Here is a 22,684-nt window from a genome sequence, read left to right on the forward strand (position 1 = left end):
ACGCCCGGTTACATTCCGAACCCGGAAGCTAAGCCTTTCAGCGCCGATGGTACTGCATGGGGGACCGTGTGGGAGAGTAGGACGCCGCCGAACAATATTTCAAGGACCCTTGGTCCCAGCGTTCACGCTGGGACCAAGGGTCCTTTTTGTTTTTTCCGAAGCGCGCCGGTCGACCGGTTGCGCGAGAATGACTGCGGTACCTGAAGACAGGAGTCACGTCGATGTCCACCAACTCTCCCGACGATCGATCGGGTAGCGACCGGGGCGGCTTCCGCCGCGACGACCGGCCGGCGTACCGGCGTGACGACCGTGGTGACGACCGCCGGGGTCCGCGCCGTGAAGGCGACCGTGGTGGACGTCCCAGCGGCGGTGGCTTCCGCCGTGACGACCGTGGTGGCAACGACCGCCCGCGCGGCCCCCGTCGTGACGACGACCGCGGTGGTTTCCGCGGCGGGCGTGACGACCGTGGTGGCCGTCCCGCCGGCGGTGGCTTCCGCCGTGACGACCGCCCCTCCTTCCCGCGTGACGACCGCGCGCCCCGTCGTGACGACGAGCGCGGCGGTTTCCGTCGTGACGAGCGTCGCGATGACCGTCCGTCGTTCCGTCGCGACGACCGTGCCCCGCGCCGTGACGACGACCGTGGTGGCTTCCGTCGCGATGACCGTCGTGACGACCGTCCGTCGTTCCGTCGCGATGACCGCGCGCCCCGTCGTGACGACGAGCGCGGTGGCTTCCGTCGTGACGAGCGTCGTGACGACCGTCCGTCGTTCCGCCGCGACGACGACCGGGGTCCCCGTCGCGATGACGACCGCGGTGGTTTCCGCGGTGGCCGTGACGACCGTGGTGGCCGTCCCGCCGGCGGTGGCTTCCGCCGTGACGACCGCCCCTCCTTCCGTCGTGATGACGACCGCGGCCCCCGTCGTGATGACGACCGTGGTGGCTTCCGTCGCGATGACCGTCGTGACGACCGTCCGTCGTTCCGTCGCGACGAGCGCGCGCCCCGTCGTGACGACGAGCGCGGTCCCCGTCGTGATGACGACCGTGGCGGTTTCCGTCGTGACGAGCGTCGTGACGACCGTCCGTCCTTCCGCCGCGACGAGCGCCGTGACGACCGTGGCCCGCGCCGTGATGACGACCGTGGTGGCTTCCGCCGTGACGAGCGCCGCGATGACCGTGGCCCGCGCCGTGATGACGACCGTGGTGGCTTCCGTCGTGACGAGCGTCGCGATGACCGTCCGTCCTTCCGCCGCGACGAGCGCCGTGACGACCGTGGCCCGCGCCGTGATGACGACCGTGGTCCCCGTCGTGACGACGACCGCGGTGGCTACCGTGGTGGCCGCGATGACCGTGGTGGTCGTCCGGGCGGTGGCGGCTACGGGCGTCGTGACGACCGGCAGGGTGGCGGCGGCTACCGCGGTGGGCGCGACGAGCGCTCCGGTGGGTACGGCCGCCGTGACGACCGGCGTGACGACCGGGACCGCGACCGCGAGCCCGTGAAGCGTCTGCCGATCCCCGACGACGTGACCGGCGACGAGATCGACAAGGACGTCAAGCAGGAGCTCATGAGCCTGCCGAAGGGCCTTGCCGAGGAGGTCGCGCGCAATCTCGTCATGGTGGCGAACCTGCTGGACGAGGACCCGGAGCAGGCGTACGCCTACTCCCGGATCGCTCTGCGCCTCGCGTCCCGCGTCGCCGCCGTGCGTGAGGCCGCCGGCTTCGCCGCGTACGGCACGGGCAAGTACACCGAGGCGCTGGCCGAGTTCCGCGCCGCGCGCCGGATGACCGGTTCCGTCGAGCTGTGGCCCGTGATGGCCGACTGCGAGCGCGGCATGGGCCGCCCCGAGCGCGCGCTGGCCATGGCCGGCGAGCCCGAGGTGCAGAAGCTGGACAAGGCCGGCCAGGTCGAGATGCGCCTCGTCGCCGCCGGTGCCCGCAAGGACATGGGCCAGGCGGACGCGGCGGTCGTGACGCTGCAGAGCCCCGAGCTCGCGTCGAACTCGATCCAGCCGTGGACCGCCCGCCTGCGCTACGCCTACGCCGACGCGCTGCTCGCCGTAGGCCGCGAGGATGAGGCCCGCGAGTGGTTCGCCAAGGCCCTCGAGGCGGACCAGGGCGGCATGACGGACGCCTCCGACCGGCTCGCGGAGCTGGACGGCGTCGAGTTCACGGACGCGCTGGTCGAGGCGGACGAGGACGAGGAGACCCCGGCGGCCGACACCGCCGAGGTGGCCGAGGCCACGGACGTCGTCGAGCAGACCGCCGAAACCCCGGCCGCGGCCCCGCAGTTCGTGGAGCCCGTCATGCCCGAGGAGCCCACCGAGGCCCCCGAGCCCGCCGCGGAGAAGCCGGCCGAGGACAAGGCGTCCGACGACAAGAGCTGACCGCTCGCGCGTCGGCGCACATGACGAAGGGCGGAACCCCCACCGGGGGTTCCGCCCTTCGGCGTTGCGGTGGGCGTCAGTTCAGCGCCAGGCTGCGCAGCACCAGCCCCGTGGCCGGCTTGGGGCCGAACGAGGTGGATTTGCGCGGCATGGTGACGCCCTGTTCCGCCAACTCCCGTACGACGTCCTCGCGGACCGGGTGCATCAGGACCGCCGTGCCGCCGTGCCTTTCGGCCTGTTTGACCGCGGCCGCCGTCTCGTGGATGTAGCCGATGTGCTCGGGGTCGTCCGGGACGTGCCAGATGTGTTCCAGCAGGACCGAGTGCAGGACCGTCGCGTCGAGCGTGCGCCAGGCCTCCGGGCGGTCGCCGGGGACCGTGCGGGCGAGGAGGGCGGGGTCGGGGTTGTCGAGGAGGTGGAAGCGGCGGTCTCCCGCGAGCACGAAGGCGTTGCCGTCCTTGTCAGCCGCCTCCGCGAGCGCCTCCAGGGCCTCCGGGAGGGAGCCTTCGAGGGTGCGTACGCGGAAGGAGGTGCCGACGGCGGCCAGCGCCTCCGCGACCGGCAGGCGGTGCAGCAGGCGGTGGATGGCCCGTACGCGCAGGGGGTAGCGGGCGGTGTCGACGAGGAGGACCAGGCCGAAGTCCCAGGGGCTGTCGGCGGGTTGTTCCGCGCGCAGCCGGAGGTAGGTGGCCCAGCGGTGGTGGCCGTCGGCGATGAGGGCCTGCTGCCGGGAGAGATCCTCGGCGACGAGGCCCAGGTCGGCCGGGTCGGTGATGGACCACAGCCGGTGGGCGTAGCCGTCGTCGGTGGTGGTGGACAGCAGGGGTGCGGTGCGGGTCACCCGCTCGATGACGCCCGCCGCGCCGCCCTCGCCGGCGTCCCCGCGGTAGGAGAAGAGCAGCGGCTCCAGGTTGGCGCCCGTGCCGCGCATCAGGGCCGCGCGGTCCTCGACGATGTGCGGCATAACGTCCTCGTGGGGGAGCACGACGCCCTCCTCGCGGGGGCTGAGGCGCAGGGCCCCGATGAGGCCGCGTTGCAGTATTCCGTCGCCCCGCTGCTCGTAGACGTAGAGCGCGGGCTCGGGGTCGGCGGCGAGGATGCGCTCGTCCTGCCAGCGGCGCAGCGTTTCGGCGGCCTGCCGGTGGCGGTCGGCGGCCGTGGCGGCCTGGGGGAGGATGAGCCGGACGATGTTGTGCGGGTCCGCGGTCTCCAGGTGGCGCAGGCCGTCGGGCCGCACGACGACGTCGTACGGTGGTGACGTCACGGCCGCGAGGCTGCCGACCCGTTCCGGGACATAGCGCAGCCCTCGGAACGGCGCGAGTTCGAGACCCTGCCTTGTATCCCCTGTCCGGCCTGGAGTGCTCATTGGGAAATGTTATGTCTCATGGCCGGATGAGCAATGATCGGGGAAGAGACGTACAGCACAAGGAGTGAGCGCACGATGAACCAGACCGCCCGGATCCGGCCCGACGGCAGCCGCGAGCCGCTGAGCGCGGCCTACGACACGGCGCTGCTGGACCTCGACGGCGTGGTGTACGCGGGCGGCGAGGCCATCGCGTACGCCGTCGAGTCGCTGGGGGCGGCGCGGGACGGCGGGATGCACCTGGCCTATGTGACGAACAACGCGGCGCGTACGCCCGAGGCGGTCGCCACGCACCTGACGGAGCTGGGCGTGCCTGCCGAGCCCTCCGACGTGATCACTTCGGCGCAGGCCGTGGCCCGGCTGATCGCCGATCAGATCCCGTCCGGATCGCGGGTGTTGGTGATCGGTGCGGAGGGGCTGCGGGTCGCGCTGGAGGAGCGCGGGCTGGTGCCCGTGGACTCGGCGGACGACGACCCGGCCGCGGTGGCGCAGGGCTACGGCGGGCCGGACATGCCGTGGTCGCGGCTGGCGGAGGCGTCGTACGCGGTGGCGCGGGGCGTGCCGTGGTTCGCCTCCAACACGGATCTGACGATTCCGAGCGCCCGGGGGATCGCGCCGGGCAACGGCGCGGCCGTGCAGGCCGTGCGGATCGCGACGGGCGCCGAGCCGCAGGTGGCGGGGAAGCCGCTGCCGCCGATGCACCGGGAGACGGTGCTGCGTACGGGCGCGGAGCGGCCGCTGGTCGTCGGTGACCGGCTCGACACGGACATCGAGGGCGCGCATGTGGGGGGTGTGGACTCGCTGCTCGTCCTGACCGGTGTGACCACGGCCGCGCAGCTGCTCGCCGCGCCGCCGGAGCACCGGCCGACGTATGTGGCGGAGGACCTGCGGGGGCTGCTCCAGGCGCAGCCGGAGGTCGGCGACGACTTCCGGTGCGGTGGGTGGACGGCGTCCGCGGAGGGCGGGGAGCTGACCCTGACGGGTTCGGGGGAGCCGGTCGACGGTCTGCGGGCGCTGTGCGGGGCCGCCTGGTCGGCGGCGGGCCAGGGCCGGTGCGAGCTGGACGCGGGGAAGGCGCTGGCCCGGCTGGGGTTCTGAGTCGCGTCCGGGCCCCCGCCCGGGGGCCCGGACGTGTTCTCAGGACAGCGCCGCGAGGAGCTCCTCCTCGGAGGCGCCCCGGCGCCAGTAGCCGGTGAAGGTCACCGCGCGGCGGTCGAAGCCGCGGTCGCCGACCAGGTGGCGGCGGACCGTGCGGACCATGCCGGATTCGCCGGCGATCCAGGCGTAGGGGGTGCCTGCGGGCAGCTCTGCCGCGCGCACCGCGTCGGCCAGTGGGCTCGCGTGGCCGGTGCCCCGTACGAGCCAGGTGATCTCCGCCTCTGCGGCGGTCGGCAGGTCCTGGACGTCGTCGGCGTGCGGCACCTCGATCCAGACCTTCGCCCGGGTGCCCGCGGGCAGCCACGCGAGGATGCCGGCGACGGCGGGCAGGGCGGTCTCGTCGGCGGCGACGAGGACCCAGTCGGTGCCGGCGGGGGGCTGGAAGTCGACGCCGCCGTTGTCCTGCGCGACGGGGCCGAGGATGGCGACGCGGTCGCCGGGGCGGGCGGCCTGCGCCCAGTTGGTGGCCGGTCCGCCGTGGCCGTTCGCGTCGCCGTGGACGGCGAAGTCGACGTCGAGCTCGGCGGGGTCCTCGCGCAGGTCGCGGACGGTGTACGAGCGCATGACGGCGCGTCGGGCCGGGTCCTGGGCGCGCCACCGCGCGTACCAGCCCTCGCCGAGGTCCTCGGGGAGGACGAGGGAGTCCTGGCCGGGCTGCGGCAGGAACAGCTTGAAGCGCTGGTCGCGGCCGCCGCTGACGGCGGCCGCGAGGTCGTCCCCGCCGAAGGTGACGCGGATCATGGCGGGGCTGATCCGGACCGTCCGCAGGACGTGCAGGTCGAAGAAGCGGTACGGGGCGGCTGTGGAGGTGGTGGTCATGCGGGGCGTGATCCTTTCGGCTGGCGCGACGGACACGGCGGTCGGCGGGGCCGACGTGAGGGGCCGTCAGCTGACCTTCTTGGCCTTCTCGACCGCGGCGGCGAGGCTCTCGACGAGCGGGGCGCAGCCGGCGTAGGAGTAGCGCGGTTCGCTGAGCCAGGGGGTGATCTGGCCGGCCTTGACGGCGGGCAGGCCCGCCCAGGTGGGCTTGGCGGCGAGGTCCTTGGGCTGGAGCGTGGCGCTGCGGTTGTCGAGGAGGATCAGGTCGGCGCCGTACTTGCCGGCGTTCTCCCAGCTGAGGCTCTCGAAGAAGCCGCCGGTGACCTTGTCGGGGACGACGAGTTCGACGCCGAGCTGCTTGAAGTAGGTGAGGTCGGCGTAGACGGAGGGGTCGGAGACGTAGAACATGTCGGCGGCGCCGGAGGCGGCGAGGACCTTGAGGCCCTTGTTGTCGCGGGCGGCCTTGCGGAGGGTCTCGGACGCCTTCTCGAAGCGCTGCTTGGCGTCGGTGACGGGCTTCGCCCCGAGGTCGGCGCCGAGGGACTTCGCGAGCTCGGCGTAGCGCCCGATGACGTCGGTGAGCGACTTCTTGGAGGTGCTGATGCCGACGCAGGGGGCGAGGCCGAGGATCTTCTTCTTGCTGTCGTCGGGGACGTACCAGAGTTCCTGACCCTGGATCATGTTGGTGACGAGCAGCTCGGGGCCCATGGCGGCGTACTTCTCGACGTTGAACTCGCCCCAGGTGTTGCCCAGGATCGTCACCTTGTCGACGTCGAGGTCGCCGGCCTGGGGGTCGGGCTTGCCGTCCTTGAGCTTGGTGGGGCCGAAGACGCCGGCGCAGTCGATGCCGAAGTCGTGGAGGGCGGCGGCGGAGCCGGTGAAGGCGACGACCTTCTTCGGCGTCCTGCCCGCCTTGGCCGTCTCGCCGCGGTCGTCCTCGAAGGTCCAGGAGCCGCCGGAGGAGCCCGAGTCCGAGCCTCCCGAGGATTTCCCGCTCCCGCAGGCGCTGAGGAGGGCGCCGGCGCCGAGCGCGCCACCCGCCGTCAGGAGGCCACGACGGGACAGGGAGCTGATGCCTGGGATGCGGGGGGTGCTCATGGATGCGCTTCTCTCGGTACTCACTCGAAGGGACGCTGTCAGGGTAGGCTAACCTAACCGGGTGTTGGTCGACAGTCTCCCCGAATCCCCGGCGGCACCGCCCCGGCCCGCGCCGCCCGGCCGCAACGCGGCCCGCGCCGCAGGACTGTTCGCCGCGCTGGGAGCCCTGCTCCTTGTCGCTGTCGCGAGCGTCGCCGTCGGTGCCCGAGCGATCCCCCTCGACCAGGTGTGGGACGCGCTGTTCCACTCCGCGTCCGGCGCCGACGCCGTGGTCGTCCGCGAAGTGCGCCTGCCCAGGACGCTCCTGGGCATCCTGGTCGGCGCCGCGCTCGGACTCGCGGGCGCGGTGATGCAGGCACTCACCCGCAATCCGCTCGCCGAACCCGGCATCCTCGGCGTCAACGCCGGGGCCGCGGCCGCCGTCGTCTCCGCCATCACCTTCCTCGGCATCGGCACGATCAGCGGCTACATGTGGTTCGCCTTCCTCGGCGCGGCCGTCGTCGCCGTGGCCGTGCACTTCCTCGGCGGCAGCCGCAGCGCGACACCGGTACGCCTCGCGCTCGCGGGCACGGCCGTCACGTACGCGCTGTACGGCTACGTCTATTCCGTCCAGCTGATGGACTCCGCCGCGCTCGACCGGATGCGCTTCTGGACGGTCGGCTCGCTCGCCTCCGCCGACATGGGGACCGTCGGCCGGATCGCGCCCTTCATCGGCCTCGGCGTCGTGCTGGCCCTCGCGCTCGCCCGGCCGCTCAACGCGATGGCCCTCGGCGACGACACCGCCCTCGCGCTCGGCTCCCGGCCCACGCTCACCCGCGTCCTGGCGATGGCCGCCGTCACGCTGCTGTGCGGCGCGGCCACCGCCGCCTGCGGGCCGATCGTCTTCGTCGGCCTGATCGTCCCGCACGTGGTCCGCGCCGTCACCGGCCCGGACCTGCGCTGGATCCTGCCGTACGCGGCGGTCCTCGCGCCGGTGCTGCTGCTCGGCGCCGACGTGCTCGGACGGGTCGTCACCCGGCCCGGCGAGCTCCAGGTCGGCATCGTCACCGCGCTGATCGGCGGGCCCGTCTTCATCCACCTCGTACGCCGCCGGAGGGTGGTCCAGCAGTGAGTGTGTCGTCACCTCCCGAGCCCCGGCGGGCCGCGCCCAGGGTGGTCCGCACCCGCGGCGGCCTCTCGCTGCGCGTGGACACCCGGTCCGTCCTCGTCGTCGCCGCGCTGCTCCTCCTCGCCGCGGCCGCCGCCGTCGCCCTCATCGGCACCGGCGACTTCCCGATGTCACCGGCGGAGGTCGTACGCACCCTCACCGGCGGCGGCACGCCCGCGCAGGAGTTCGTCGTCCAGGACCTGCGGCTGCCGCGGGTGCTCGTCGGGCTGCTCGCCGGGGCCTGTCTGGGGCTGGCCGGCGCGGTGTTCCAGTCGGTCTCCCGCAACCCCCTCGGCAGCCCCGACGTCATCGGTTTCGGCCAGGGCTCGGCGGCCGGGGCGCTCGTCGTCATCGTCCTCTTCCACGGCGACCCCTTCGCCGTCGCGGCCGGAGCCGTGGCCGGCGGGATCGTCACGGGCATCGCCGTCTACCTGCTGGCGTGGAAGAAGGGCGTCCACGGCTACCGCCTCGTCCTCGTGGGCATCGGCGCGGCCGCCGTGCTCACCGGCGTCCGCGACTACCTGATGACCCGGGCCGACCTCGTCGACGCGACCCGCTCGCTGGTCTGGATGGTCGGCTCGCTCAACGGCCGCGACTGGAGCCAGGTATGGCCGCTGCTCTGCGTGGCGGCCGTGCTCTTCCCCGTGGTCATCGGCCACGGACGGGCCCTGCGCATGCTGGAGATGGGCGACGACGCGGCGTACGCGCTGGGCGTACGGGCCGAGCGCACCCGGATCGTGGTGATGGGCGCCGCCGTCCTGCTGACCGCCGCCGCGACCGCCGCCGTCGGCCCCGTCAGCTTCGTCGCCCTCGCCGCGCCGCAGCTCGCCCGGCGGCTGACCCGGGCCCCGGGCCCCAACCTGCCGGCCTCCGCGTGCATGGGCGCCGTCCTGCTCGTCACCGCCGACTGGGCCTCGCAACGGCTCTTCGGCTCCGACCAGCTGCCCGTCGGCGCGGTGACCGGCATGCTCGGCGGCTGCTATCTGCTGTGGCTGCTCTTCACCGAGCGCAAGGCAGGCCGGATATGACGCCGCACACCCTGAACGAACAAGGAGAGACCACCGTGAGCGACGTACGCGAGGCCACCGTGCCCTCGGCGGCCGGGGTGACAGATCAGGCCCGGGAGAGCCGGCTGACCGCCGAGTCCGTGACCCTCGCCTACGACCAGCGGGTCATCGCGGAGAACCTCTCCGTCGCCGTCCCCGACCGCTCCTTCACCGTGATCGTCGGGCCCAACGCCTGCGGCAAGTCCACCCTCCTGCGGGCCCTGTCCCGCATGCTCAAGCCCACCTCCGGAGCCGTGCTGCTCGACGGCGCGGCCATCGACTCGTACCCCGCCAAGCAGGTCGCCCGCACGCTCGGGCTGCTCCCGCAGTCCTCCGTCGCCCCGGACGGGATCACCGTCGCCGACCTCGTCGCCCGCGGCCGCTACCCGCACCAGGGGCTGCTGCGGCAGTGGTCGCGCGAGGACGAGCGGATCGTCGTGGAGTCGATGACCGCGACCGGCGTCGACGGCCTCGCCGACCGCCACGTCGACGAGCTCTCCGGCGGCCAGCGCCAGCGCGTCTGGATCGCCATGGCCCTCGCCCAGCAGACCCCGCTGCTGCTCCTGGACGAGCCGACCACCTACCTCGACATCCAGCACCAGATCGACGTCCTCGACCTGTGCGCCCAGCTGCACGAGGAACAGGGCCGCACCCTCGTCGCCGTCCTCCACGACCTCAACCACGCCGCCCGCTACGCCACCCACCTCATCGCCATGCGCGACGGGCGGGTCGTCGCCGAGGGCGAGCCGCGGGAGGTCGTCACCGCCGAGCTGGTCGAGAAGGTCTTCGGGCTGCGCTGCCAGGTCATCGACGACCCCGAGACGGGCACGCCGCTGGTGGTGCCGGCGGCGCGGCGGCGCCGCTAGGCCGTGGCCGGGCGCTGCGCGGGGACGAGCCCGGCCGTGCACCGCCGACCGTGAGCCGACCGTGAGCCGGGAGACGAGGCCGGGTGGTCGCTACAGCAGGGACCGCAGCCGCAGGACGTCCCGGAGGCTCGCCTGCACCCTGACCCGGCCGGCCGCCCACGCCTTCGCGAAGTTCAGCCGCCCGTCGACCAGGGCCACCAGGTCGTCACCCGACATCGTCAGGGCGATCTCCGCCCGCCGCTCGGGAGTGCCCGGCTGGGTCCGCACGTCCTGGATGCGGCCGCCCGCCAGGTGGCCCGTGAAGGTGACGTCGAGATCGGAGAGGTGGCAGCTGAGCGAGCGGTCGGGCGCGGCGGCGTCCCGCAGGTCGCCGCTCGCCCCCGCGAGATTCCCCGCCAGCCGGTCGAGTGCCTCCCGGCACTCCTCGATGGTCGCCATGGGGAGGGACGCTACCCCAGAGGATCGCGTACGCCGGTCAGGCGCCGGAACGGGGTAGCGTCAAGGACATGACCGACCCGATGACCGGCGCACCGCAGGACGAGCGGGAGGCCGGGCCCCTGCCGCTCGGCGTGGACCGCGAACCCACCGGCGACCCCGCCGTCGACGGCCTGCTGGCCCGGCTGGCCGACGCCGACCACCTCGCCGCGACCGGTCACCTTCAGGTGTACGAGGATGTACACCGGGGCCTGCGCGACGCGCTCACCGCGCTCGACCGGCACCCCGGGCCGACGGCGCCCTCCGGCGCGCCCGCTTCGCACGACAACAGGAGCTGAACCACCCGTGGCAGTGACCCGCCCGCGCCGCAGCCGACTCGACGCCGAGCTGGTGCGCCGGAAACTCGCCCGCTCCCGCGAGCACGCGAGCCAGCTCATCGCGGCGGGCCGGGTGACCGTCGGCGGCGCGACCGCGACCAAGGCGGCCACGCAGGTGGAGATCAGCGCCGCCGTCGTCGTCACGAACGACGAGAACGACCCGGACTACGTCTCCCGCGGCGGCCACAAGCTCGCCGGGGCACTCGCCGCCTTCGTGCCCCGCGGGCTGAAGGTCGAGGGCCGCCGCGCGCTCGACGCGGGCGCCTCCACCGGCGGCTTCACCGACGTCCTGCTGCGCGCGGGCGCCGCCCACGTCGTCGCCGTCGACGTCGGCTACGGCCAGCTCGCCTGGTCGCTCCAGAGCGACGAACGCGTCACCGTCAAGGACCGCACCAACGTCCGCGAGCTGACGCTGGAGCAGATCGACGGCAAGCCCGCCGACATCGTCGTCGGCGACCTGTCCTTCATCCCCCTCGGCCTGGTGCTGCCCGCGCTCGTGCGCTGCTCCGCCCCCGACGCGGACCTCGTCCTCATGGTCAAGCCGCAGTTCGAGGTCGGCAAGGAGCGGCTCGGCAGCGGCGGCGTCGTACGCAGCACCCAGCTGCGGGCCGAAGCGGTCCGCACGGTCGCGGCCCAGGCGGCCGGGCTCGGGCTCGGTGTGCTGGGCGTGACGGCCAGCCCGCTGCCCGGACCCTCGGGCAACGTCGAGTACTTTCTGTGGCTGCGCGCCGGAGCGCCTGAACTGGACCCGGCGGACGTTGACCGTGCAGTGGCGGAGGGGCCCCGTTGACCACTTCAGAAGCAGCATCGACAGCAGTATCCGCACAGACCAGGGCGGCAGCCGAGGGGGAGAGGACGGCGGCCGGCGGCCGCAGGGTCTTCCTGCTCGCCCACACCGGCAGGCCCGCGGCCATCCGCAGCGCCGAACTCGTCGTCCAGGGCCTGCTGCGCTGCGGCATCGGCGTGCGCGTGCTGGCCGAGGAGGCCGCCGACCTGCCGCTGCCGCCCTCGGCCGAGCTCGTCGAGGCCGGACCGGACCGGCCGGACGTCCTGGAGGGCTGCGAGCTGCTGATCGTGCTCGGCGGCGACGGCACGCTGCTGCGCGGCGCGGAGTTCGCCCGGCGCTCCGGGGTGCCGATGCTGGGCGTCAACCTCGGCCGGGTCGGCTTCCTCGCCGAGGCCGAGCGCGACGACCTCGACAAGGTCGTGGACCGGGTGGTGACCCGGGAGTACGAGGTCGAGGAGCGGATGACCCTCGACGTGCTCGTCCGCGCCGACGGACACATCGTGCACACCGACTGGGCGCTGAACGAGGCGTCCGTGGAGAAGGCCGCGCGCGAGCGGCTGCTGGAGGTCGTCACCGAGGTCGACGGCCGGCCCGTCTCCCGCTTCGGTGGCGACGGCGTCGTCTGCGCGACCCCCACCGGCTCGACGGCCTACGCGTTCTCCGCCGGCGGCCCGGTGGTCTGGCCGGAGGTCGAGGCCCTGCTGATGGTCCCCATCAGCGCCCACGCCCTCTTCGCCAAGCCGCTGGTCACCGCGCCGGATTCCGTGCTCGCCGTGGAGGTGCAGCCGGAGACGCCGAACGGGGTGCTCTGGTGTGACGGGCGGCGCACGGTCGAACTGTCGGCGGGGGCGCGGGTGGAGGTGCGGCGGGGGGCTGTGCCGGTGCGGTTGGCTCGGCTGCACCATGCGTCGTTCACGGACCGGTTGGTGGCGAAGTTCGCGCTGCCGGTGGCTGGGTGGCGGGGGGCTCCGCATTAAGTGAGCCGGGGTCGGGTGCGGGTGCGTTGCCGCCTGCGGCGGAGAGCGCCCTGCGGGCGCGTCCTCAAACGCCGGACGGGCTGATTGTGCTGGCTACGGTCCGCACAATCAGCCCGTCCGGCGTTTGAGGACTAACGCGGCGAAGCCGTGTTGTGGGGGTCTGGGGGCTTGCCCCCAGTTTCGGGAAGGGGCGGGTAGGGGAAAAAGCCCGCCGCAGGCGCGACATCAGCCGGAACCCAGCCGCGCAAGCGCCTCCCGCAGCGCCACCTCCGGCCGGACAACGACGTTCGGGGGAATCCCCGCCCCGTCATACGTCGTGCGCCCATCCACCCCGCTCAAGAACTCCTCGTTGGGGAGCCAGAACTGCCAGCCGTTGGGGAGGGTCCGCTCCAGGCGGTCCGAGAAGAGGCCCTGCGTGTTCTCGCCGATGAGCAAAGGCTTCGGGCCCCGCCCGAGCAGCGCCTGGGTGAGGGTCTCGCCCGCGCTCATCGTCAGCCGGCTGGTGAGGACGGCCAGCGGGCCGGTGTAGACGGGGCCGTGCGGGAGGGCGCGTACCGGCTCGGCGGGGGTGAACCGCCGCGGGTCGTCGGCGTCGTCGCGCGCGTGCTTGAGATAGGCCGTGTACGGCCGCCCGGTCAGCCGCTCGGCCACGTCCAGGGAGAGCCGGTCCGAGCCGCCGCCGTTGAGCCGCAGGTCGAGGACCAGGCCGCGCAGGGCGTCCGGGCCGCTCGTGCGGGTGGCGGTGAAGACCTCGTCGAGGGCCTTGCCGAGGGTGGCCGCGTCGGCCTCGTAGCTGTTGCCCTTCGCGTAGCCCAGGAACGTGGTGATGCGGAGGAAGCCGATCCGGCCCGGCAGCTCCGCGTAGGTGATCTTCCCGCCCGCCCAGGACCGTTCGTCCTTGCCGCCGGCCGCCCTGACGCTCTCGGCGGCGGCCCGGTCCATGCGGTTCCGCTCCTGCTCGTCGGGGATGACGGTGTCCTCGCGGTGCCCGGCGAAGTAGCCCTCGGGGTGCTGCGGGTCGACCAGGCCGGTGTGCCCGTCGTGGAGCGGCCGGACCATCTCCGACAGGACCGAGAACAGCTCGTCCGGGCTGGTGGTCGCCGTGACCCGGGGCCGGTAGCGGTCCCGTACGGCGTTCCAGTCGATGCCCCGCGCGGCGAAGAAGGGGTAGTTCTCCGCGTACGTGTGCCAGTAGGTGTCGAAGACCTCCCGCGGGTCCGCCTTCGGGTCCGGGCCGGTCTCGCCGCGGCAGTTCGCGGGCAGTGCGGCGGTCCGGCGCAGTGTGCGGTGCCCCACGTTGTCCCCGAACGCCAGCTCCGCCCGGTCGCGCCCCCGCTGCGTCACCGTGACGGGTGCCTCGCCGTCCGGCCGGAAGGGACCGCCGGCGTCGGAGCGGGTCGCGGTCAGCCCGCCGGGCAGACAGCTGACGGCCGTGGTCTCGTACGTCCGCAGCTTCCTGCCCCCGTCCGCCACGGTGACGACCGTGCCGTAACCGTCCACGCGCCACGTGCCGTCCAGCGCCGCACCGCCCGGCCCGTGGGCCAGCGCGGTCCCGGAGCCGGCGGCGGTGGTCAGGGCGACGGCCGTCGTCAGCAGCAGCGCCGCGATGCGGGGGGTACGGGTGCGTACGGTCATGGGGACCTCATGGGGGGAGCGTTCCGGCGGGACGGGACCAGCCTCTTCGGTAAGGGGCGCGGAGGCCATGGAGGGATCACCCCGACCCGTGGTGGGGTTCTCCCCAGGGCGGCCGATGGGGGTGGCCGTCGCGAGGGGGCCCCGGAACCTCGTATGGTCGTATCCGTGTTGGAGGAGATGCGGATCCGGTCCTTGGGCGTCATCGATGACGCGGTGGTCGAGCTGGCACCCGGTTTTACCGCGGTGACCGGCGAGACCGGCGCGGGCAAGACCATGGTCGTCACCAGCCTCGGTCTGCTGCTCGGCGGGCGGGCCGACCCCGCGCTGGTGCGGACGGGCGCCAAGAGCGCGGTGGTCGAGGGGAGGATCACTGTCGACCGCCGGTCGCCCGCGGCCGTCCGCGCGGAGGAGGCGGGCGCCGAACTCGACGACGGCACCCTGCTCATCAGCCGCACTCTCTCCGCCGAGGGCCGCTCGCGCGCCCATGTGGGCGGCCGGAGCGTGCCCGTCGGCCTGCTCGCCGAGCTCGCCGACGACCTCGTGGCCGTGCACGGGCAGACCGACCAGCAGGGGCTGCTCAGACCCGCCCGGCAGCGGCAGGCGCTCGACCGGTACGCGGGCGACGCCGTGTCCGTGCCGCTCGCCAAATACGCCGGTGCCTACCGCAGGCTGCGGGCCGTCGCCGCCGAGCTGGCCGAGCTGACCACCCGGGCCCGTGAGCGGGCGCAGGAGGCGGACCTGCTGCGCTTCGGCCTGGAGGAGGTCGCCGCAGTCGAGCCGCTGCCCGGCGAGGACACCGAACTGGCCGCCGAGGCCTCCCGCCTGGGCCACGCCGAGGCCCTCGCCTCCGCCGCCACCGTCGCCCACGCCGCGCTCGCCGGGAACCCCGAGGACCCCGAGGGCATCGACGCCGCCACCCTGGTCGCGGGCGCGCAGCGCGCCGTGGAGGCCGTACGCTCCCACGACCCGGCCCTCGCCGGCCTCGCGGACCGGATCGGCGAGATCGGCATCCTGCTGTCCGACGTGGCGGGGGAGCTCGCGGGCTACGCCTCCGACCTGGACGCGGACCCGCGCAGGCTCGCGGCCGTCGAGGAGCGGCGGGCGGCCCTGACGCACCTGACGCGCAAATACGGCGAGGACATCGCGGGCGTCCTGGCCTGGGCGGAGGAGGGCGCGGCCCGCCTCGCCGAGCTGGAGGGCGACGACGACCGCATCGGCGAACTGACCGCCGAACGCGACGCGCTGCGCGCCGAACTGGGCGAGCTCGCCCAGGCGCTGACCGACGCGCGGACGGAGGCGGCCGAGCGGTTCGCCGAGGCCGTCACCGAGGAGCTCGCCTCGCTGGCGATGCCGCACGCGCGCGTGTCCTTCGCGATCCGGCAGACCGAGGTCGCCGAGGCGGAGGTCGACCACGGCATCGAGGTGGGCGGGCGCGCGGTCGCCTACGGCCCGCACGGCGCCGACGAGGTCGAGCTCTACCTCGCCCCGCACCCCGGCGCCCAGCCGCGGCCCATCGCCAAGGGCGCCTCCGGCGGTGAGCTGTCGCGGGTGATGCTCGCCGTCGAGGTGGTCTTCGCGGGCTCCGACCCCGTGCCGACGTATCTCTTCGACGAGGTCGACGCCGGCATCGGCGGCAAGGCCGCCGTCGAGGTCGGCCGCCGGCTGGCGCGCCTCGCGCAGACCGCGCAGGTCGTGGTGGTCACCCACCTTCCGCAGGTGGCCGCCTTCGCCGACCGCCACCTGGTGGTCGAGAAGACCCACGAGGGCTCGGTGACCCGCAGCGGCGTCCAGGCGATGGAGGGGGAGGACCGGGTGCGGGAGCTGTCCCGCATGCTGGCGGGCCAGTCGGATTCCCACCTGGCCCGGGCCCACGCGGAGGAACTGCTGGCGGCGGCGCGCGCACCGCTCCCTCGGGCGTGAGGCCGGCGCGGCGGTGTTCCGCGGGGCGTCGGCGCATTCGATAGCGCATCGCACCGCGGTCGTGTGGGTGGTGGCCAAGAATCACCTATGTGAGTGAATCCGCGGATACGTGGGCGAGGTAAGGCGGCCAACCCGCGAGACGGTGGTGCCGGGATGTCGGTGGAGGCTGGCATTCTGGGCGCGGCACCGCAGCGCCGTCCGTCCCCGCCCGACGCCGAATCAGGAGCTTCACCCGCGTGAGCAGCACACCCGTCTCGCCGCACGGGCGCCCACCCCTGCACGCCGTGCAAGTGCTGGGCGGCGGCGGTTCCGGCAGCGGACCGCACGTGCGGTCGCTGGCCGCCGGGCTGGTGGCGCGCGGGCTGCGGGTGACGGTGTGCGCACCGCGGCGCACGGGCGAAGGGTACGGCTTCACGGGTGCCGGGGCCGTCGGCGGCGCCTCGTTCACGCCGCTGCGGACGGGCCCGGACGCCCTGGCCGTCGCCGGGATCCGGGCCGCGAGCACGGGCGCGGACGTGGTCCACGCGCACGGCCTGCGGTCGGGGGTGCTCGCGGCGCTCGCGCTGCGCGGCCGGCGTACGCCCCTGGTCGTCACCTGGCACACGAGGGCGCGCGCGGCGGGAGCGCGTGCCCAGCTCGTACGGCTGATGGAGCGGCAGGCGGCCCGCGCGGCCGCCGTCGTGCTCGGGGTGACCTCGGAGCTCGTCGACCGGGCGCGCCAGCGCGGCGCCCGGGACGCCCGGCTGGCCCCCGTCGGGGTGCCCGCGCCGCGGCCCGCCCCCGAGGACGACGAACCGGCGCGCAACAAGGCCCGGGCCGAACTCGGCGCCGTCGCCCGCCCCTTGCTCGTCACCGTCGGCAGGCTGGAGGCCGGCCAGGGCCACGGCCCGCTCCTCGACGCGGCCCGCGCCTGGCGCGAACTCGACCCGGAGCCCCTCCTCGTCGTGGCCGGCGAGGGCCGCGAACGGCCCGCCATCCAGCGCAGGATCGAGACGGAGGGCCTGCCGGTCCTCCTGGTGGGGCACCGCGACGACGTACCGGACCTGCTGGCCACGGCCGATGTGGCGATCCTCTCCAGCCGGTGGGAGGCCCGCTCCGTGCTCGCGCAGGAGGCGCTGCACGCGGGCGTCCCCCTGGTGGCGACCGCCGTCGGCGGCGTGCCGGACCTGGTCGGTACGGCGGCCGAGCTTGTCCCGTACGGCGACGCGGCCGCGCTGGCCGCGGTGGTGAGCCGGCTGCTCGCCGATCCGGTCCGGCGGGCGGAGCTCTCTGTGGCGGGCCGGGAGCAGGCGGCGACGTGGCCTACGGAGGATGACACGGTGGCTCATGTGCTCAGCGTCTACGACGAGTTGAGCCGACGGGTTCGGTGAGTGGGTTCGTGCTTCCCTGATGGGTGCGGGTCCGTTGGCGCCTGCGGCGGGCTTTTTTCTCCCCTACCCCGCCCCTTCCCGAACTGGGGCGCTGCCCCAGACCCCGACGTGCGGGCCGGTTCGCCGCCTGCGGCGGAGAGCGGCCTGCGGCCGCGTCCTCAAACGCCGGACGGGCTGAAAAACAAAAGCATGGCGTGCCCCCAAACCCGATGTTGCTCTCCGGTGGGAGGGGGTGGAGTCGGAGGGTGGGGTTCTGGAACGCGGTGCGTCGTTACGGCAATCAATACGGGGCACGGTGCCCGCACCGCGTTCCAGGTCCTCAGCCCGGAGGCGCCGCCCCCGCACCCGCCACAACCCAAGCCCGGCCGGCGTTTGAGGCCGCTCGCCGCAGGCGCACACGACCAGCACCCACCCCCGCAACTACCCCACATGCCGCCGTGCCCGCAGGGCCAGGTTCAGGGAGAGTGCCGTGTGCGGGTCCTCCAGGTCCGTGCCCAGGAGGCGGGCTATGCGGGCCAGGCGGTCGTAGAGCGTCTGGCGGTTGAGGTGCAGTTCGCGTGCCGTCTCCGCTTTGCGGCCCGCGTGGGCCAGATAGGTCTCCAGCGTCGGCAGCAGCGCCTGGCGGGACGCGCGGTCGTGGGCGATGAGCGGTCCGATCACCCGGTCGACGAACGCCGCCAGGCCGCCCTGCGAGCGCAGCCGCCACAGCAGCACGTCCACGTCCAGCTGCCGGACGTCGTGCCAGAGCCGGTCCGGCAGGCCGCGGGCCGCCGTCGCGGCCTCCGCGGCGTGCCGCAGGCCCGCCCCCGCCGCGCCCCACCCGGTCGGCGCGCCCGCCACCACCACGGGCCGGCGCTGCCCCGACCGCTCGGTCCCGGCCCGCAGCGCCCCGGCCACCCGGTCCGCGACGGCGGCGCGCTCCGCCTCCTCCCGCAGCCCCACCAGCAGCGGTATCCGGCCCTCCGGCAGCCGTACGCCCAGCAGCACCGGTGCTCCCACCGCGGCCAGCTCCTCCTGCACCGCGCACACCAGCGCGGCCCAGCTGTCGGGCGGTACGAGATCGGTGGAAAGCCGCAGCACCATCGGCAGCAGCGGGCCCGGCCCCGGCCGGAAGCCGAGCACCCGGGCCTGGGCGGGGGCGTCGGCCGGGTCGACGCGGCCGTCCGCGAGGCCGGAGAGGAAGTCGCCCCGGCCGCGCGCGGCCAGCTCCTCCTCCTGCCGGGCCTGGAGTAGGACGACGGCCAGCAGCCCGGCCGTACGCTCGGCGGCGATCCGGTGCACGGGCGCCAGCGGCGCGTTCACCGGCAGCACGGTCAGCCGGGCCCGGACCGCGCCGGGGCCCGGACCCTGGCCGGGGATGTCGGTGGTCAGCGCGCCCGCGAGGCCCGCGTCGCGCAGCCCTTCCCACACCTGGAGCGGATCGGCGCCCGCCCGGCCCGCGGGCCCCGCCGCGTACAGCAGCCGCCCGTCCGGCGTCTGGAGGAAGACGGGGTTGCCGGTGAAGCCCGCGAACAGCCCCAGCACCTCGGGCACCCCGCCCCCGCCCAGCAGCACCTCCGTGCACTGCCGGTGGACCTCCTCGGCCCGCCGCAGCAGGGCGTAGTGCTCGTTCACCAGCTCGGTGTGGATCTCCTCGGTCACCGCGACGAACGGCACCTCCCGGTGCAGCTGGACCAGCGGCAGGCCCAGTGAGCGGGCCGTGTCCACGACCGCGGCCGGCAGCGTCGCGAACCGCGCGCCCAGCTCCACCACCAGCGCCGCGATGCCCCGCTCGGCCAGGCCCCGGACGAAGCCGCGCTGTTCGGCCGGGCGGCTGCCCAGCCCCAGCCCGGTGGTCAGCAGCAGTTCGCCGCCCTTGAGGAGGGTGGCGATGTGCGGTGCCTCGCCCGCGTGCACCCAGCGCACCGGGCGGTCGAGCCGGTCGCCCGCGGCCAGCACCTCGGGCAGGCCCTTGCGCAGCGCGGGCAGATCGAGCGCCCGCGCCACGGTGATCGTCCCTTGCGGGCCTTGCGCTTCCATGACCGGGAACGCTACTCGGCCCACCCCCGTACGGACCACCGCCGCCGGACCGGCCGGACCTGGTCACGGCCGGTGCCGGGGCGCGCGGGCCGCCCCTACGCTGTCGCGCATGACCGCAGTCCCCGAGTCGGCTTCCGACTCCGCCGACATATCCGGCATATCTCCGGCAGGCGAACGCGCCGCCGTCCAGCGGCACACCGTCAGGGTCCTGATGTCGGCTCAGGTGGCCGCCGGGATCGGGATGGGCTCGATGATCTCCTCCGGGGGAATCCTGATCGAGCGCCTCACCGGCTCCGAGGCCGTCGCGGGCTTCGGCACCACGCTCACGACCCTCGGTGCCGCCCTGCTGTCCGTCCCCCTCGCCACGCTCTCCCGGGCCCGCGGCCGCCGGGCCGGGCTCGGCACCGGCTGGCTGGTCGCGGCCGCCGGGGCGCTGACGGTGCTGCTGGCGGCGGGCGCGGACCTGCCGCCCCTGGTGCTGCTCGGGATGCTGCTCATCGGGGCGGGCACGGCGTCCAACCTCCAGTCCCGCTACGCGGCCACCGACCTCGCCGCACCGCGCACCCGGGCCCGCGCGCTCTCGCTCGTCGTCTGGTCCACCACCGTGGGCAGCGTCCTCGGCCCCAACCTCAGCGGCCCCGGCGCCGTGCTCGGCCGCGCGCTGGGCGTGCCGGAGGCCGCGGGCACCTTCGTCTTCTCCCTCGTCGCCTTCTGCACGGGCGCCGCGATCGTGCACGTACGGCTGCGCCCCGACCCCCTCCTGACAGCCGTCCAGGATGCCGCGAATGCCGCGGGAGACGTCACCGGCCGGGCCCGTTTCCGTACCCGAATGAGCGGAGCCCTGCGTCACGTCTCGGCTTCACCCTCGGCGCTGACCGGGCTGACCGCGCTGGTGCTCGGGCATGCCGTGATGGTGTCGGTGATGACGATGACGCCCATTCACCTCGCCCACCACGGCGCCTCGTTGAGTCTCGTGGGCCTCACGATCAGCCTGCACATCGCGGGGATGTACGGCCTCTCGCCACTGGTGGGGCGGCTCACCGACCGGATCGGCCGGGTGCCGGTGATCCTGCTCGGGCAGGTGGTCTACGTCGCCGCGACGCTGCTCGCGGGCACCGCGGGAAACCGTCGCTGGGCGATCACCGCCGGGCTGCTGCTCCTCGGCATCGGCTGGTCGTGCGCGACCGTCGCCGGGTCCACCCTGCTCAGCGAGTCCGTGGACGCCGAGCACCGGGCGGAGGTCCAGGGGCTCTCCGACACCCTGATGAACCTCGTCGGCGCGGCGGGCGGGGCGCTCTCCGGCGGCCTGGTCGCCGCCGCGGGCTACGGCGGCCTGAACGCCGCGGCGGCGCTTCTGGTGGCTCCGGCCGGTTTCTGCGCGCTGTACTTCGGACTCCGCAGGAGATAGCGCGTCCGGACGGGCCCGGGGCGTGTGCCTTCGGGCCCGTCCGGCGACGCCTCAGCCTCCGAAGGCGCTGGACGCCGTGAGCCGCAGTGCCGTGTCGATCAGCGGAACGTGGCTGAAAGCCTGCGGGAAGTTGCCCACCTGGCGCTGGAGGCGGGGGTCCCACTCCTCCGCGAGGAGCCCCAGGTCGTTGCGGAGCGAGAGCAGCTTCTCGAACAGCTGCCGTGCCTCGTCGACCCGGCCGATCATGGCGAGGTCGTCGGCGAGCCAGAACGAGCAGGCCAGGAAGGCCCCTTCGTCGCCCTCGAGACCGTCCACGCCGCACTCGTCGCCCGCCGTGGGATAGCGCAGGACGAAGCCGTCCGGGGTCGACAGCTCCCGCTGGATCGCCTCGATGGTGCCGATGACGCGCTTGTCGTCGGGCGGCAGGAAGCCCATCTGCGGGATCAGCAGCAGGGAGGCGTCCAGCTCCTTCGACCCGTAGGACTGGGTGAAGGTGTTGCGTTCCTTGTCGTAGCCCTTCTCGCACACGTCGCGGTGGATGTCCTCGCGCAGCTCGCGCCAGCGCTCCAGGGGGCCGTCGACGTCGCCGGACTCGATGAGCTTGATGGTGCGGTCCACCGCCACCCAGGCCATGACCTTGGAGTGGACGAAGTGCCGGCGCGGGCCGCGGACCTCCCAGATGCCCTCGTCGGGCTCGTTCCAGTGGTCCTCGAGGTAGCCGATCAGCCGCAGCTGGAGCAGGCTCGCGTAGTCGTTGCGCGCGAGGCCGGTCATGTGGGCGAGGTGCAGCGCCTCGGTGACCTCGCCGTAGACGTCGAGCTGGAGCTGGCCGGCGGCGCCGTTGCCGATACGTACGGGCCGGGAGTTCTCGTAGCCGGGCAGCCAGGTCAGCTCGGCCTCGCCCAGCTCCCGCTCGCCGGCGATGCCGTACATGATCTGGAGGTTCTCGGGGTCGCCCGCGACCGCGCGCAGCAGCCACTCGCGCCAGGCGCGGGCCTCCTCGCGGTAGCCGGTGCGCAGCAGCGAGGAGAGGGTGATCGCCGCGTCCCGCAGCCAGGTGAAGCGGTAGTCCCAGTTCCGGGAGCCGCCGATGTCCTCGGGCAGGGAGGTGGTCGGCGCGGCGACGATGCCGCCGGTCGGGGCGTACGTGAGCGCCTTGAGCGTGATCAGCGAGCGGATGACGGCGTCCCGGTAGGGGCCGTGGTACGTGCAGTGCTCGACCCACTCCCGCCAGAACTCCTCCGTGGCCACCAGCGACCCCTCCGGGTCGGGCAGCGCCGGGGCGTCGTGGTGCGAGGGCTGCCAGCTGATGGTCAGCGCGACGCGCTCGCCGGGGGAGACGGTGAAGTCGGAGTAGGTCGTGAGGTCCTTGCCGAAGGTGTCGGCGGTGGTGTCCAGCCACACCGAGTCGGGCCCGGCCACGGCCACGCTGCGGTCACCGACCTTGTGCACCCAGGGCACGACCCGGCCGTAGGAGAAGCGCATCCGCAGCGCCGAGCGCATCGGCACCCGGCCGCTGACGCCCTCCACGATCCTGATCAGCTGGGGCGCCCCGTCGCGCGGGGGCATGAAGTCGATCACCCGCACGGTGCCGCGGGGGGTGTCCCACTCGGATTCGAGCACGAGGGAGTCCCCCCGGTACCGGCGGCGGTCGGCCCGCGGTGGCGCGGCCCCCGAGGGGTGCGCGGGGCCGACCCGCCAGAAGCCGTGTTCCTCCGTGCCGAGCAGGCCGGCGAACGCGGCGTGCGAGTCGAAGCGGGGGAGGCACAGCCAGTCGGCCGTGCCGTCCCGGCAGACCAGTGCGGCGGTCTGCATGTCACCGATGAGTGCGTAATCCTCGATACGCCCGGCCACGTCATCTCCAGTCGAACGGCCACG

Annotated in this window: 19 protein-coding genes and 1 rRNA gene; 13 read left to right on the top strand and 7 right to left on the bottom strand. The window is 74.1% G+C overall.

All coding sequences use genetic code 11. The features are described from left to right. The 3 genes from rrf to ACFY1P_RS16815 all read left to right on the top strand — a co-directional run. Positions 1–93 (top strand): 5S ribosomal RNA (rrf, locus tag ACFY1P_RS16805); the annotation flags it as partial. Between the two features lie 207 nt (positions 94–300). Continuing rightward, positions 301–1,497, top strand: a complete 1,197-nt coding sequence (locus tag ACFY1P_RS16810; protein WP_390750986.1) for a hypothetical protein — start codon at positions 301–303, stop codon at positions 1,495–1,497. A gap of 65 nt (positions 1,498–1,562) precedes the next feature. After that, complete coding sequence (locus ACFY1P_RS16815; RefSeq protein WP_361535709.1) at positions 1,563–2,381, top strand: hypothetical protein; 819 nt, start codon at positions 1,563–1,565, stop codon at positions 2,379–2,381. Between the two features lie 76 nt (positions 2,382–2,457). On the opposite strand, the gene ACFY1P_RS16820 is transcribed toward ACFY1P_RS16815, so the two are convergent. Continuing rightward, positions 2,458–3,747 (bottom strand): DUF1015 family protein, encoded by a 1,290-nt coding sequence (locus tag ACFY1P_RS16820; RefSeq protein ID WP_390750987.1) that lies wholly within the window; start codon positions 3,745–3,747, stop codon positions 2,458–2,460. Positions 3,748–3,822: 75 nt separating this feature from the next. Here ACFY1P_RS16820 and ACFY1P_RS16825 point away from each other — a divergent pair, with 75 nt between their 5' ends. Next, positions 3,823–4,842 carry an HAD-IIA family hydrolase gene (locus ACFY1P_RS16825; protein ID WP_361533045.1) on the top strand — a complete coding sequence of 340 codons (1,020 nt, stop codon included), beginning with the start codon at positions 3,823–3,825 and terminating at the stop codon, positions 4,840–4,842. 39 nt (positions 4,843–4,881) lie between these two features. Here ACFY1P_RS16825 and ACFY1P_RS16830 read toward each other — a convergent pair whose 3' ends face one another. Then, on the bottom strand, positions 4,882–5,721 hold the full coding sequence (locus ACFY1P_RS16830; RefSeq protein ID WP_390750988.1) for a siderophore-interacting protein: 840 nt from the start codon (positions 5,719–5,721) through the stop codon (positions 4,882–4,884). Between the two features lie 66 nt (positions 5,722–5,787). Continuing rightward, positions 5,788–6,819: an ABC transporter substrate-binding protein gene (locus ACFY1P_RS16835; protein WP_361533051.1), complete on the bottom strand. Its 1,032-nt coding sequence runs from the start codon at positions 6,817–6,819 to the stop codon at positions 5,788–5,790. 64 nt (positions 6,820–6,883) lie between these two features. Between ACFY1P_RS16835 and ACFY1P_RS16840 the strand changes: the two genes are divergently transcribed. Genes ACFY1P_RS16840 through ACFY1P_RS16850 form a run of 3 tightly spaced genes read left to right on the top strand, consistent with a single transcriptional unit; the run spans position 6,884 to position 9,878 of the window. Then, entirely contained in the window at positions 6,884–7,930 is a 1,047-nt protein-coding gene (locus ACFY1P_RS16840) for a FecCD family ABC transporter permease (protein ID WP_390751080.1), read from the top strand. Positions 7,931–7,932: 2 nt separating this feature from the next. Further along, positions 7,933–8,994 (top strand): FecCD family ABC transporter permease, encoded by a 1,062-nt coding sequence (locus ACFY1P_RS16845; RefSeq protein ID WP_390751081.1) that lies wholly within the window; start codon positions 7,933–7,935, stop codon positions 8,992–8,994. Further along, complete coding sequence (locus tag ACFY1P_RS16850; protein ID WP_390750989.1) at positions 8,991–9,878, top strand: ABC transporter ATP-binding protein; 888 nt, start codon at positions 8,991–8,993, stop codon at positions 9,876–9,878. The genes ACFY1P_RS16845 and ACFY1P_RS16850 overlap by 4 nt, the downstream gene beginning before the upstream one ends. A 90-nt stretch (positions 9,879–9,968) precedes the next feature. Here ACFY1P_RS16850 and ACFY1P_RS16855 read toward each other — a convergent pair whose 3' ends face one another. Then, positions 9,969–10,316: an SCP2 sterol-binding domain-containing protein gene (locus tag ACFY1P_RS16855; RefSeq protein WP_361533060.1), complete on the bottom strand. Its 348-nt coding sequence runs from the start codon at positions 10,314–10,316 to the stop codon at positions 9,969–9,971. Positions 10,317–10,384: 68 nt separating this feature from the next. On the opposite strand from ACFY1P_RS16855, the gene ACFY1P_RS16860 reads away from it, so the two are divergent. From ACFY1P_RS16860 to ACFY1P_RS16870, 3 genes are read left to right on the top strand one after another with little or no spacing between them, the layout of a single operon-like run. After that, positions 10,385–10,651 (top strand): hypothetical protein, encoded by a 267-nt coding sequence (locus ACFY1P_RS16860; protein ID WP_390750990.1) that lies wholly within the window; start codon positions 10,385–10,387, stop codon positions 10,649–10,651. A gap of 13 nt (positions 10,652–10,664) precedes the next feature. Further along, the gene (locus tag ACFY1P_RS16865; protein WP_361533072.1) at positions 10,665–11,480 is read left to right on the top strand and encodes a TlyA family RNA methyltransferase; all 816 of its coding nucleotides are present in this window, start codon (positions 10,665–10,667) and stop codon (positions 11,478–11,480) included. Further along, on the top strand, positions 11,477–12,454 hold the full coding sequence (locus ACFY1P_RS16870; protein ID WP_361533066.1) for an NAD kinase: 978 nt from the start codon (positions 11,477–11,479) through the stop codon (positions 12,452–12,454). The genes ACFY1P_RS16865 and ACFY1P_RS16870 overlap by 4 nt, the downstream gene beginning before the upstream one ends. Before the next feature lie 225 nt (positions 12,455–12,679). Here the strand turns inward: ACFY1P_RS16870 and ACFY1P_RS16875 are convergent, their stop codons facing one another. Beyond that, positions 12,680–14,089, bottom strand: a complete 1,410-nt coding sequence (locus ACFY1P_RS16875) for a S41 family peptidase (RefSeq protein WP_390750991.1) — start codon at positions 14,087–14,089, stop codon at positions 12,680–12,682. 153 nt (positions 14,090–14,242) lie between these two features. On the opposite strand from ACFY1P_RS16875, the gene recN reads away from it, so the two are divergent. Together recN and ACFY1P_RS16885 are read left to right on the top strand one after the other, a co-directional pair. After that, positions 14,243–16,009 (top strand): DNA repair protein RecN, encoded by a 1,767-nt coding sequence (gene recN, locus ACFY1P_RS16880; RefSeq protein WP_361535322.1) that lies wholly within the window; start codon positions 14,243–14,245, stop codon positions 16,007–16,009. A gap of 236 nt (positions 16,010–16,245) precedes the next feature. Further along, the gene (locus ACFY1P_RS16885; protein ID WP_390750992.1) at positions 16,246–17,379 is read left to right on the top strand and encodes a glycosyltransferase family 4 protein; all 1,134 of its coding nucleotides are present in this window, start codon (positions 16,246–16,248) and stop codon (positions 17,377–17,379) included. A 420-nt stretch (positions 17,380–17,799) separates the two neighbouring features. Here ACFY1P_RS16885 and ACFY1P_RS16890 read toward each other — a convergent pair whose 3' ends face one another. Then, positions 17,800–19,398 carry a PucR family transcriptional regulator gene (locus ACFY1P_RS16890; RefSeq protein ID WP_390750993.1) on the bottom strand — a complete coding sequence of 533 codons (1,599 nt, stop codon included), beginning with the start codon at positions 19,396–19,398 and terminating at the stop codon, positions 17,800–17,802. A gap of 109 nt (positions 19,399–19,507) precedes the next feature. Here ACFY1P_RS16890 and ACFY1P_RS16895 point away from each other — a divergent pair, with 109 nt between their 5' ends. After that, complete coding sequence (locus ACFY1P_RS16895) at positions 19,508–20,806, top strand: MFS transporter (protein WP_390750994.1); 1,299 nt, start codon at positions 19,508–19,510, stop codon at positions 20,804–20,806. 51 nt (positions 20,807–20,857) lie between these two features. On the opposite strand, the gene ACFY1P_RS16900 is transcribed toward ACFY1P_RS16895, so the two are convergent. After that, complete coding sequence (locus ACFY1P_RS16900; protein WP_361534101.1) at positions 20,858–22,660, bottom strand: glycoside hydrolase family 15 protein; 1,803 nt, start codon at positions 22,658–22,660, stop codon at positions 20,858–20,860. Positions 22,661–22,684: the final 24 nt, after the last annotated feature.

It is taken from the genome of Streptomyces sp. NPDC001407 (assembly GCF_042895325.1).
Taxonomy (GTDB): Bacteria; Actinomycetota; Actinomycetes; order Streptomycetales; family Streptomycetaceae; genus Streptomyces.